This window comes from Flavobacterium sp. CHNK8, assembly GCF_019774515.1.
Lineage (GTDB): Bacteria > Bacteroidota > Bacteroidia > Flavobacteriales > Flavobacteriaceae > Flavobacterium > Flavobacterium tiangeerense.
In genome coordinates this window covers 1,296,876-1,309,682 of the sequence record NZ_CP081492.1, presented here as the reverse complement: position 1 = coordinate 1,309,682, position 12,807 = coordinate 1,296,876, and the positions used below count along the sequence as shown (strand labels likewise).

The 12,807-nt window shown below is 33.8% G+C and carries 8 protein-coding genes; 5 read left to right on the top strand and 3 right to left on the bottom strand.

Annotated elements, in window-relative coordinates; all coding sequences use genetic code 11:
- Positions 1–120: 120 nt before the first annotated feature.
- The 3 genes from K5V07_RS05600 to K5V07_RS05590 all read left to right on the top strand — a co-directional run bounded on the left by K5V07_RS05600 (position 121) and on the right by K5V07_RS05590 (position 4,776).
- Positions 121–2,667 (top strand): ATP-dependent Clp protease ATP-binding subunit, encoded by a 2,547-nt coding sequence (locus K5V07_RS05600; RefSeq protein WP_182651912.1) that lies wholly within the window; start codon positions 121–123, stop codon positions 2,665–2,667.
- A gap of 137 nt (positions 2,668–2,804) precedes the next feature.
- The gene (rimK, locus tag K5V07_RS05595) at positions 2,805–4,187 is read left to right on the top strand and encodes a 30S ribosomal protein S6--L-glutamate ligase (protein ID WP_144892283.1); all 1,383 of its coding nucleotides are present in this window, start codon (positions 2,805–2,807) and stop codon (positions 4,185–4,187) included.
- 79 nt (positions 4,188–4,266) lie between these two features.
- Entirely contained in the window at positions 4,267–4,776 is a 510-nt protein-coding gene (locus tag K5V07_RS05590; RefSeq protein WP_144892285.1) for a DUF421 domain-containing protein, read from the top strand.
- A 199-nt stretch (positions 4,777–4,975) separates the two neighbouring features.
- Here K5V07_RS05590 and K5V07_RS05585 read toward each other — a convergent pair whose 3' ends face one another.
- Genes K5V07_RS05585 through hutH form a run of 3 tightly spaced genes read right to left on the bottom strand, consistent with a single transcriptional unit; the run spans position 4,976 to position 8,560 of the window.
- The gene (locus tag K5V07_RS05585; protein WP_182651843.1) at positions 4,976–6,322 is read right to left on the bottom strand and encodes an inorganic phosphate transporter; all 1,347 of its coding nucleotides are present in this window, start codon (positions 6,320–6,322) and stop codon (positions 4,976–4,978) included.
- A 29-nt stretch (positions 6,323–6,351) separates the two neighbouring features.
- Positions 6,352–6,996 (bottom strand): DUF47 domain-containing protein, encoded by a 645-nt coding sequence (locus K5V07_RS05580; RefSeq protein ID WP_144892289.1) that lies wholly within the window; start codon positions 6,994–6,996, stop codon positions 6,352–6,354.
- Between the two features lie 49 nt (positions 6,997–7,045).
- Positions 7,046–8,560 carry a histidine ammonia-lyase gene (gene hutH, locus K5V07_RS05575; RefSeq protein ID WP_221916709.1) on the bottom strand — a complete coding sequence of 505 codons (1,515 nt, stop codon included), beginning with the start codon at positions 8,558–8,560 and terminating at the stop codon, positions 7,046–7,048.
- A gap of 653 nt (positions 8,561–9,213) precedes the next feature.
- On the opposite strand from hutH, the gene thrA reads away from it, so the two are divergent.
- Both thrA and K5V07_RS05565 read left to right on the top strand, forming a co-directional pair.
- The gene (gene thrA, locus K5V07_RS05570) at positions 9,214–11,661 is read left to right on the top strand and encodes a bifunctional aspartate kinase/homoserine dehydrogenase I (protein ID WP_221916708.1); all 2,448 of its coding nucleotides are present in this window, start codon (positions 9,214–9,216) and stop codon (positions 11,659–11,661) included.
- 107 nt (positions 11,662–11,768) lie between these two features.
- On the top strand, positions 11,769–12,695 hold the full coding sequence (locus K5V07_RS05565) for a homoserine kinase (protein WP_221916707.1): 927 nt from the start codon (positions 11,769–11,771) through the stop codon (positions 12,693–12,695).
- The last annotated feature ends 112 nt before the right edge of the window (positions 12,696–12,807 follow it).

Here is a 12,807-nt window from a genome sequence, read left to right as displayed (position 1 = left end):
GGGGAATTTAACTTTAAAATCATGATAAATTTTGTCACTTAGCTGACATGGGATTGGAATAGGAATGGTTTTTGTTTTTCAATACTTAATTCACTAAATTTACGATATCAAATATATATTATGGATGATAATTTTTCACCAAGAGTAAAAGACGTTATCACCTACAGTAAGGAAGAAGCTTTACGACTAGGTCACGATTTTATAGGCACAGAACACTTAATGCTAGGAATACTAAGAGATGGAAATGGAAAAGCAATCCAGATTTTAAACAGTCTAGATATAGACTTAGACCATTTACGAAGAAAAGTAGAAATACTAAGCCCAGCAATTCCGGGAGTAGACACAAATACTGAAAAGAAAAACTTGCATTTAACGCGACAAGCTGAACGTGCACTAAAAACTACTTTTCTAGAAGCCAAGGTTTTTCAAAGTATATCTATTAGTACAGCTCATCTTTTATTATGCATTCTAAGAAACGAAAACGATCCCACAACTAAGCTATTGAATAAACTTAAAATTGATTACGATATAGCTAAAGAACAGTATTTAAATATGACTCCAAGCGAAGACGATTTTACAGAAAATTTACCCCGAAACGAATCATACAATGACGATTCAGGACAAGATGACAGTTTTAAAGAAGGAACTTTCAACAATCCAGCCAATAAGTCTAACAAGAAGTCAAAGACTCCTGTTTTAGATAATTTTGGTAGAGATTTAACAGAAATGGCCGAAGAAGGAAAACTAGATCCAGTAGTAGGACGCGAAAAAGAGATTGAACGTGTTTCTCAAATTTTGAGCCGTCGTAAAAAAAACAATCCCTTATTAATAGGGGAACCTGGAGTTGGAAAATCAGCAATTGCTGAAGGTTTAGCGTTACGCATCATTCAGAAAAAAGTTTCTAGAACATTGTTCAACAAACGCGTAGTAACACTTGATCTTGCAAGCCTTGTTGCCGGTACCAAATACCGCGGACAATTTGAGGAACGTATGAAAGCGGTTATGAATGAATTAGAAAAAAACGATGATATAATCTTATTCATTGATGAAATTCATACCATTGTAGGAGCTGGTGGAGCTACAGGTTCTCTTGATGCATCAAATATGTTCAAGCCAGCACTAGCTAGAGGAGAAATTCAATGTATCGGCGCTACCACTCTTGATGAATATAGACAGTATATAGAAAAAGACGGTGCATTAGAGAGACGTTTTCAAAAAATAATTGTAGAACCAACATCGGTATCTGAAACAATCACAATTTTGAATAACATCAAGAATAAATATGAAGACCACCACAATGTAACTTTTACTCAGGAAGCAATTGAAGCTTGTGTAAAACTTACAGATCGTTACATGTCTGACCGTTTTTTACCAGACAAAGCTATTGATGCTTTAGACGAAGCTGGATCTAGAGTGCATATCACAAATATTGAGGTTCCTAAACAAATTTTAGATTTAGAAAGACAACTTGAAGAAGTTAGAGAACTAAAAAATGTTGTGGTCAAAAAACAAAAATACGAAGAGGCTGCTAAACTTAGAGATGATGAAAAACGCATCGAAAAAGATTTAGCAATAGCCCAAGAACAATGGGAAGAAGATGCTAAAAACAATCGCATAGAAGTTACAGAGGACAATGTGGCCGATGTTGTTTCAATGATGAGTGGTATTCCCGTAAACCGTATTGCTCAAACCGAAAGTAATAAACTGGCTAAATTACCAGAACTTATTGAAGGTAAAGTTATAGGTCAAAAAGAAGCTGTAATGAAGATTGCACGCTCTATTCAAAGAAATCGTGCAGGATTGAAAGATCCTAATAGACCTATTGGTTCCTTTATTTTCTTGGGACAAACTGGAGTTGGAAAAACACAATTAGCTAAAGTTATAGCTAAAGAACTTTTCGACTCAGAGGATGCTTTGATACGCATAGACATGAGCGAATACATGGAGAAATTTGCAATCTCACGCTTAGTTGGTGCGCCTCCAGGCTACGTAGGTTATGAAGAAGGTGGTCAGCTTACTGAAAAAGTAAGAAGAAAACCGTATTGTGTTGTACTGTTAGATGAAATAGAAAAAGCACATCCTGATGTTTTCAATATGTTACTTCAAGTCTTAGATGATGGGTATTTGACAGACAGTTTAGGTCGAAAAATTGATTTCAAAAACACTATAATTATCATGACATCAAATGTGGGTGCCAGACAGTTAAAAGATTTTGGACAAGGAGTAGGCTTCGGTACAGCTGCAAAAGTATCACAGGCTGATGATAATTCGAAAAGTATCATTGAAAATGCATTGAAAAAAACGTTTGCTCCTGAATTCCTTAACCGAATTGATGATGTAATTGTCTTCAATGCTTTAGAAAAACATGATATTGATTTGATTATTGAAATTGAATTAAAAAAATTGTTTGCACGTGTTGCTGAATTAGGATATCAATTAAATCTTTCTGATAAAGCAAAGGCGTTTATTGCTGATAAAGGTTTTGATAAACAATTTGGTGCTCGACCGCTAAAAAGAGCCATTCAAAAATACGTAGAAGACACACTTGCCGAAGAAATCATTACTTCAAAAATAAGCATGGGTGATGAGATCTTTATGGATATTGAAGAAGGTGCTCAGGAATTAACAGTAAAAGTTCATAAAGCAGGTGAAGCTTCAAACTTATAAACTCATATAGATTCGTATGCTTAAACCCGTTACGTTTTCATAACATAACGGGTTTATTGTTTACAAAAAAACATCCTTAATTTTAAAAACAAATATATACATTTGGACTTTAAATTAAGGTTAATCAAAAAATAGGTATGTCAGATAATAAAGTAATTTTAGGTAGTGAGGAATGGTGTTCTTTTCCAGAACTAGGAATTCCTACCATAAAAGCACGCGTAGATTCGGGAGCAAAAACATCAGCTTTACACGCTATAAATATTGCTCCGTTCATAAAAAATGAAAGTAACTGGGTAAAATTTGACATTAATCCCATACAAAACAATCAAATGACGGTGATTCACTGCGAAGCTCCTTTGATTGATAAACGTATTGTGAAAAGTTCTAGCGGATTTAGAGAACAACGCTATGTGATTCAAACTAATTTACAAATAGGAAGTTCACAATGGCCAATTGAGATGACATTGACAAATCGAGATTCAATGGGCTTTAGAATGCTTCTAGGACGTGAAGCAATGAGTGGACGTGTACTTGTTGATCCTGAAGAAAAATATCTTTTAGGTCAACCGACAACAGATACTTTAAAAGAGCTTTATAAAAACTCTGAAAAAGCAACATCAGGATTGCGAATAGGTCTTTTAGCCAGTAATCCCGAATTGTACAGCAATAAAAGAATCATGGAAGCAGGTGAAATGCGTGGTCATGAAATGCATTTTTTAAATATCAAGGAATGCTATATGAAACTGGATGCAAAAACCCCAGAAATTCATTATCGAGGAGGAAAAATCCTAAACCAATTTGATGCTATTATCCCAAGAATTAGACCTAGTATTACCTTTTATGGTTGTGCATTGACAAGACAATTTGAAGCTTTAAAAGTGTATTGCTTGAACTCTTCAAACGCAATTACACAGTCAAGAGATAAATTGTACTCTTTACAATTACTATTGAATCATGGAGTTGAAATTCCTACAACTGGTTTTGCAAACTCTCCACTTGACACTGACGATTTAATTAAGATGGTAGGTGGATCGCCACTAATTGTAAAGTTACTTGAAGGTACACAAGGTAAAGGAGTTGTTCTAGCTGAGACAAAAAAAGCTGCCGAAAGCGTAATTAATGCTTTTAAGAGTTTAAATGTAAATATTTTAGTACAAGAATTCATAAAAGAAGCTAATGGAAAAGATATTCGTTGCTTTGTAATAGACGGAAAAGTTGTTGCTGCCATTCAGCGAGAAGCAATGCCTGGAGAATTTAGAGCAAATATTCATTTAGGTGGAACTGCATCCGTAATTAAAGTTACAGCAGAGGAAAAACGAATAGCTATTAAGGCAACAAAAGCAATGGATCTAAAAGTAGCAGGTGTTGACATAATACGTTCTTCTAAAGGTCCGTTACTATTAGAAGTTAACTCATCACCAGGACTTGAAGGAATAGAAGGTGCGACTAACAAGGATATTGCAGGAGAAATGATTAAAGCTATTGAGAAACACTTTCATCAAAAAGCAGATTTGAAATAACCAATTTTTAAATAGACTTTAGCAACAGATAGAAAGATGCCAGAGTCTAACGAACCTTTTAAATAAATATACAGTACAAATGAACGAATATCTAATTATAATTGTTCGAAGTAGTGCTGTATATTTTTTTATGGTAATTGCGCTGCGCCTTTTTGGCAAAAAAGAATTATCCCAATTGAATACTGCTGATGTTATTCTAATCTTACTCATTAGCAACTCCGTTCAAAATGCAATGGTAGGAAACAATACTAGTCTATGGGGAGGCCTAGCAGCAGCATCAGTCCTTTTTATCATTAATTTTATTTTAAAAAAACTGATGTTCAGATTTCCGAAATTTAGTGATTTCATGCAAGAAAAGCCAGAAATCTTAATTCATAATGGCCATTTAGACTTTAAAACTCTAAGTAAATTGAACATCACTTCAGACGAATTAAAAGAATCAATGCGGGAACATGGTATAGAACATTTTAATGAAGTAAAACTGGCCATGTTAGAGATTGATGGTAACATTAGTATTATTTCGGGTAATATTCAATTAAAACAGACCTATCACAAACGAAAATATAATCATAAAAATCTAAACGGATAAAAAGAAGTCTAATTACTGTTTGAATTATAAACTTTTAATCACATTAAAGAAAATTATTTTTTTCTGTTTTTTTAAGACAAAATCGCAATCAGTTTATATTTTTTAAATCAATATAATATTTAGAAGTAGGAAATATCGAATATAAAAAAACCATTCCGTTAAGAATGGTTTTTTTATATTCGATATTTTAATGTTTTAATTATATAAAAATTCGAAACATATAATATATGATAGCTGCTAAAATTGCAGAAATAGGAATAGTTAGTACCCAAGCCCAAATAAGACTTACAGTCATTCCCCATCGCACAGCTGATACTCTTTTTGTTAATCCAACACCTATTATAGAACCTGTAATGGTATGCGTTGTGCTTACTGGAACTTTAAAATGCTCTGTAAAATACAAAGTAAGTGCACCTGCAGTTTCTGCAGCAACACCTTCAAAAGAAGTAACTTTTGTGATTTTTGAGCCCATTGTTTTTACAATTTTCCAACCACCACTCAATGTCCCCGCTGCTATTGCAGAATAACATGCTAGAGGAATCCATTCTGGCATTTTAAAAACGCCTTCTTCATTTGGTAATACTACATCTAACCAATCTGGAAGACTTTCTTGACTCAATCCGCTTGTTTGGATATAAACTGTAACTGCTGCTGCAATAATTCCCATAACTTTTTGTGAATCATTACCTCCATGACCAAGACTAAAGGCTGCTGATGATAACAATTGCATCTTTTTCAACCATGCTGTAGATTGATGTAAGTTTAAAGAGCTAAATATTAAACTAAAACCACTAATGGTCAAAATTATAAATGCAACTAAAAACCATTTAATATTATGAGATTCAAAAACTACACTCCAAAAATGCGAATCGAAACGCGGTTTTTTAATATCCACAAAATAAACCATTTGAGACTCTACAAACCAAATTGTTAATAACATCAAACAAACTGTAAAAATCTTGGGATATATACTTCTTTTAGAAGCATTTAAAAGCCAAATAGATATCAAATAAGACATAAAAGCTCCCAAAAGTGGCGCTAGTACAATAAAAGCAATGATTACCAATACTCCAGATGGAAAACCTCCGTCTTTACCAGCTGTGTACCAGTTTACAGTATCATACCAATAAGCGGTATGTAACTCAGCACCTGATCCTACTGAATATCCTGAGAAACCATGAACTGCTAGCGCGTGAGCAATGGCTGCACCAGCAAAACCACCAATAAGTGTGTGTGACGAACTCGATGGAATACCTTGCCACCAAGTAAATAAATTCCAAATAATTGCGGCTATAACACCTGCTAAAATTACAACAAGATCAATCTCGAGAGTATTGGCTGTTTTTGCAACTGTATCAGCCACACCAAAACCAAAAACCCAATAGGCCAAAAAGTTAAAAAAAGCAGCCCAAACTACAGCTTGAAATGGCGACAAGACTTTTGTTGCAACAACTGTAGCTATTGCATTGGCAGCATCATGAAAACCATTGATGTAATCAAAGATTAAAGCTAAGACAATGATAACTATAAGTAAGGTGAAATCCATAAGAGTTATTTCAGATAAAAAGGAATTAATTAAGAATGTTTTACAGAAATAGATTCTAGAACTGCAGCTACACTTTTACACTTATCTGTTGCTGTTTCCAGTACAGAAAGCACTTCCTTATATTTGATAATATTTTTAGCATCTGTTTCATTTTCGAATAAGTCAAGAACGGCTTTATCGTAAACATTATCAGATTTATTTTCTAATTTATTGATGCGAACACATGCATCAGTAATATTTTTCATTTTCTTTAAATCTCTTAACTCTCTTATAGCAACATCAATATTTTGACAAGCCTCAAGGTTAATCTCCGTTAATTTTCGGATTGATTTTGTAATTTTATCCACTTGATACAAGCGTATTCTGCTTGCAGCTCCATGAAGATTATCGGCAACATTATCAATTGAAGTAATCAAGGAATGAATATCTTCTCTATCAAATGGTGTTATGAAATTTCTACTCAACTCAAGGTTGGTTTGACGAGTGATGTCCTCCCCTTTTTGTTCTAAAACATCAATTTTTTGAAAAAGAATTTCACGCTCTTTAAAAGGTAAATTTACTGCTTCATGTAAATTAATTGCAATTTCAATTAAATTACTAGATGCTTCTTCAAAAAGTGGAAAAAATTTTTTGTCTTTAGGAACCAAAAATTGGAAAAAATTATTAATGTTCATTTGATTTAATTTTAGTCAGGCAAAATTACTTCATTATTAATTGCTAACGTTAAGCCATTGTTAACAAATTATTCTCAACCGGATAAGTATTCAAAAAAGCTACTGTCTTTAAAATATCGTAATGAAGAATCCTATCCTCAGTGATCAAAGGCACTGCAGAGCGATATGAATCTATAAAATTTTCGATTAAAACACTTGACTTTAAAGGTTTTCGATATGCAAGTGCTTGTGATGCATTGAGGAGTTCAATAGCCAAAATGCGCTCTACATTATCAACAACACGAAGTGCTTTTGTAGCTGCATTTGCCCCCATACTTACATGATCTTCTTGACCGTTACTCGAAACAATATTATCAACACTGGCTGGAGTAGCCAATTGTTTGTTTTGACTTGCAATACTAGCTGCCGCATATTGCGGTATCATTAGTCCTGAGTTAAGTCCTGGATTATCAACCAAAAAAGCTGGCAATCCCCTATTACCTGAAATTAATTGATAGGTTCTACGCTCAGAGATACTGCCTAATTCTGAAAGGGCAATTGCCATAAAATCAAGAGCCATTGCAAGAGGTTGACCATGAAAATTACCTCCAGAAATTATTTGATCCTCATCAATAAATATATTAGGATTATCGGTTACCGAATTAATCTCGGTAGTAAATATTTTTTTTACATACTCAAAAACATCTTTTGAAGCCCCATGAACTTGAGGAATACATCTAAATGAGTAAGGATCTTGTACGTGATTTTTGGGTTGTTTTATAATTTCACTGCCTGACAGAAAATGAACCATATTTTGCGCTGTAATAATCTGCCCTTTATGAGGTCTAACAAAATGAATAAGCTCATTAAAAGGCTCTATCCTTCCATCAAAACCCTCTAGGGATACAGCACTTATGAAATCTGCAAAATAAGATAAGGTATTGGATTTAAGTAAAACATAAACTCCATAAGCACTCATAAATTGAGTACCATTCAATAATGCTAATCCTTCTTTTGATTTTAATACAATTGGATCCCAATCAAATTCTTTTAAAACTACTGCTGCTTCAACCTTTTGATCTTTGTAATAAACCTCACCATGACCAATGATTGGTAAAGATAAATGCGCTAATGGCGCCAAGTCACCACTGGCTCCAAGTGACCCTTGCGTATAAATTACGGGTAAAATATTATTATTATAAAATGACACTAACCTCTCCACTGTTTCTAGTTGAATTCCAGAGTTCCCATAACTAAGTGATTGTATTTTTAATAATAGCATCAGCTTAACAATTTCTTTTGGAACTTCATCTCCTGTTCCACAAGCATGAGATTGCACTAAGTTTTCTTGAAGCTTAGATAAATTTTCATTAGAAATTTTCACATTACATAACGAACCAAACCCCGTGTTTATCCCATAAATAGGTTCTATTTGAGACACCATTTTTTTGTCTAAATACGCTCTACAATTTTGTATGTTAATTTTCGCCTCATCTGACAGGGCTAAATATTTATTCTCTTTAATAATCTTATCTACAGATTCAAGCTTAAGCAACTCAGTGCTAATATAGTGTGTATTATCCATCAGTATCTTATTTGAAAAGTAAATTTGATCAATTCTTTATTAGTACACAACATAAATTAATACTAATTTCTATTTTTAGGTTAAACAAAATTTAATTTTGAAACTTAACGATATTTCAAACAAATAGAACATCCTCTTAAAACAATCTTTATTACATTTCAAAAAATGATAGAACCCTGAAAATCAAAATGCCTTTTATAGATTCAAAAAAGAGATATATCAAATAAAAAACTAAATTCTTATCGATTTAAAGTCAAAAAAACTTTAAAAAATATGGATATCATGATTTTCAATGCATTTCATCACATCAAATTTAGAAATATACAATTTACGCTTTACAAAATTCATATTTCACAAAAATGAAACAAACATGCTCATTTTAAACTAAATAACGTATTTTTGAAAAACAGATGAAGAACAATAAAGCAACATATAAGACTACAAGCACCACCCTATTATGGGAGGTAACTTTTGTTGCTTACTCTACTACAACTACTACAACCCCTTAGGGGTACTACAATTACATATCATCCTATACGTATACTTTATTTAAAGTTAATTTAACTTGAGTAAAACTCAAATAATTCTCTTTTCACAATAATTTTACCTAGCGACCATGGTCTCTTGTTAATAAAAAACTAAACAACAACAAAATGAAAGTACTCAAATTTGGAGGCACTTCTGTGGCCAATGCACAAAATATAAAATTGGTAATGTCAATTGTCATGAACCAATCCCTAAACCAACAATTAATTGTAGTGGTATCTGCTTTTAGTAAAGTTACTGATATGCTCCAACTTGCTTCACAAAAAGCGGCTGCTGGAGATGAAAATTACAAAACAATTCTTGCCGAAATTGAGAAAAAACACTTAGAAGTTTTAAGAGAGCTTATACCAGTACAAAATCAAAGCGGTTTGCTTAGCCAAATTAAGAGAATTATCAATCATCTTGAAACCTTACTTGATGGCTGCTATCTTTTGGGTGAATTATCCGCAAGAACTTCAGATACTATTTTAAGTTTTGGTGAGTTGCTTTCTTCATTTATCATATCCGAAGGAATGCAGCAAATAATCCCAAATAGTGGCTACAAAGACAGTAGAGAATTAATTAAAACCAATGCTGATTTTGGAAAAGCAACGGTAAATTTTGAAGTAACAAATAAACAGATCAATCTATTTTTCGAATCTAATGAAAAACAGGTAGTTGTAATGCCGGGTTTTATTGCTGCTTCATTAGACGGAATCAATACTACCTTAGGACGCGGAGGATCTGACTATACGGCAGCTATTCTTGCGGGGGCACTTGATGTACAGGAACTTGAAATTTGGACTGATGTCAACGGAATGTTTACTGCCAATCCAAAAATTGTAAAACAAGCGAAACCTATTGCATTCATTTCCTATCAGGAAGCGATGGAGTTGTCTCATTTTGGAGCTAAAGTACTGTATCCGCCAACTATACAGCCTGTTTTAAGAAAAAATATTCCTATTTTAATCAAAAATACTTTCGAACCAGAAGCCGAAGGAACTTATATTTCGAACCAAATTGTAGCATCATCTAATCCCGTAAAAGGAATCACACATATTGATAAAATCACATTGATCACACTTGAAGGTTCTGGAATGATTGGTGTTTCTGGGTCTTCTAAAAGACTTTTTGAAGTATTATCACATCATAAAATAAACGTGATTTTTATTACTCAAGCCTCATCGGAACATTCCATATGTATCGGGATTTTAAATTCAGATACCGCTGTAGCCGAGGATGCAATCAATTCTGCATTCGAAGTGGAAATTCTACAAAATAAAGTTAATCCATGTATTGTTGAACAAAATTTATGCATCATAGCCATAGTAGGCGAAAACATGAAAAATCATCAAGGTTTAAGCGGTAGAATGTTTAGCACTTTGGGGAAAAACAATGTTAATATTCGCGCGATTGCTCAAGGAGCTTCGGAAAGAAATATTTCGGCTGTAATCAACGAAAGAGATGTAAAGAAAGCATTGAATTCGCTGCATGAAAACTTTTTTGAAGAAAACACCAAGCAACTCAACTTGTTTGTGATGGGAGTAGGAAATGTGGGAGAAAAATTCATAGAACAAATTCACCATCAAAAGAAATTCCTTAAAGAAAAATTGAAGATAAACCTGCGCGTAATAGCCTTGTCAAATTCTAGAAAAATGTATTTTGATGAAGATGGAATCTCCTTAAAAGATTGGCAATTTGCTTTAGAAACAGGCGAACCTTGTAACCAAGAGCAGTTTATCACACAAGTTAAAGAACTCAATTTACGCAACAGTATTTTTGTAGATATCACGGCAAATGAAAGTGTTTCTAAAACTTACGAACAGTATTTAAAACACAATATTGCCGTAGTGACTTGTAATAAAATTGCATGCGCATCAGAGTACGACAATTATAAAAAGCTAAAAAAATTATCAAGACAATTTAATGCTCCTTTTCTGTTTGAAACTAATGTTGGAGCGGGATTACCAATTATTGATACGGTAAAAAATCTAGTTGCTTCGGGCGATAAAGTCAATAAAATTCAAGCCGTTTTATCTGGTAGTTTGAACTTTATTTTTAATAATTTCGATGAAAATAACACTTTTCATGATGTTGTAAAAGAAGCTGGTGTACAGGGATTTACAGAACCGGATCCAAAGATAGATTTGAGCGGAATTGACGTTGCCAGAAAGATATTAATCTTGATTCGCGAAAGCGGTTACAAAATGGAAATTGAAGAAATTACAAACGAATCGTTCATGCCAGCTGAATGTTTGGAGACAACTAATAATGAAGCCTTTTTCAAATCCTTACAAACACATGCGGCACATTTTGAATCCATTTACAAAGAAGCATTAAGCAAAGAATCTCGTTTGAAATATGTAGCTCAATTTGAAAACGGAAAAGCAAATGTAGGATTGCGATTCATTCCCAAAGACCATCCTTTTTATAATCTAGAAGGAAAAGACAATATTGTATTGTTCTTCACAGACCGTTACATAGATCAACCGCTATTGATAAAAGGAGCTGGTGCCGGAGCTGCAGTTACAGCTTCAGGAATTTTTGCAGATGTAATCCGAATTGGAAATATATAAATAAGTCATAAAGTCGAATGTCATAAAGTCTACAAGTTACCGACTTCATTTTATGTACATTTCAATGACTTTATCACTTTAAGACATTAGACTTTAAGACTACTATTATGAATGAAATAAAAATATTTTGCCCAGCTACAATAGCTAATCTTTCCTGTGGCTTTGATGTCCTGGGACTTTGCTTAGAAACTGCGGGTGACGAAATGATTATTCGGAAATCAAATGTAAAAGGAATTCGAATTACTAAAATTGTGGGTGCCGACCTGCCTTTTGAAACCGAAAAAAATGTTGCTGGAGTCTCCGCTTTGGCGATGCTGGAAGAGGTTGAAACCGAATTTGGTTTTGAAATCGAAATTTACAAAAACATCAAAGCCGGAAGCGGAATTGGAAGTAGTGCCGCGAGTGCAGCAGGTGCAGTTTTTGGAATCAATGAATTATTGGGACGTCCATTTAAACGTAAAGAATTGGTTTTATTTGCAATGCAAGGCGAAAAATTAGCCAGTGGAAATGCCCATGCTGATAACGTTGCTCCTGCTCTACTAGGTGGTTTTACATTGGTACGAAGTTCAAATCCACTAGATATTATAAAAATAGAAAGTCCATCTGAATTGTACGCCACCGTGGTTCATCCTCAAATTGAGTTGAAAACATCAGATGCTCGTTCCGTATTAAAACAAACTATTTCCTTAAAGAGCGCCATTGTACAATGGGGAAATGTAGGCGGATTAGTAGCAGGTTTATACACTCAAGATTATGAATTAATAGGTAGGTCCTTGCATGACGAAATCATAGAACCCTTGCGTAGTGTTTTAATTCCCGGCTTTGATTTAATCAAAAAAACAGCCTACGAAAATGGAGCATTAGGTTCTGGTATTTCTGGTTCCGGTCCTTCTATTTTTGCTTTAAGCAAAGGAAAGGAAACCGCTGATAAAATCGCAAAAGCCATGAGCGTTGTATACGATGAAATGAATTTACCGTATGAAATTCACGTTTCAAAAGTAAATGATGAAGGAATGAAAATAATAACCCCCTAACCCCCGGAGGGGGAATAAATGAAAAATATAGTGATTTTAAAATTATAATGAACACATTCTGAATCCCGTTTCGTCTGCCTTCCCTCTGGGGTGGGTTGGGGTGGAGATTCTA

Coding starts and splice junctions, on each gene's coding strand:
- K5V07_RS05565 (WP_221916707.1), top strand. CDS start 11,769: ATGAATGAAATAAAAATATTTTGCCCAGCTACAATAGCTAATCTTTCC.
- K5V07_RS05600 (WP_182651912.1), top strand. CDS start 121: ATGGATGATAATTTTTCACCAAGAGTAAAAGACGTTATCACCTACAGT.
- K5V07_RS05580 (WP_144892289.1), bottom strand. CDS start 6,996: ATGAACATTAATAATTTTTTCCAATTTTTGGTTCCTAAAGACAAAAAA.
- rimK (WP_144892283.1), top strand. CDS start 2,805: ATGTCAGATAATAAAGTAATTTTAGGTAGTGAGGAATGGTGTTCTTTT.
- K5V07_RS05590 (WP_144892285.1), top strand. CDS start 4,267: ATGAACGAATATCTAATTATAATTGTTCGAAGTAGTGCTGTATATTTT.
- hutH (WP_221916709.1), bottom strand. CDS start 8,560: ATGGATAATACACACTATATTAGCACTGAGTTGCTTAAGCTTGAATCT.
- K5V07_RS05585 (WP_182651843.1), bottom strand. CDS start 6,322: ATGGATTTCACCTTACTTATAGTTATCATTGTCTTAGCTTTAATCTTT.
- thrA (WP_221916708.1), top strand. CDS start 9,214: ATGAAAGTACTCAAATTTGGAGGCACTTCTGTGGCCAATGCACAAAAT.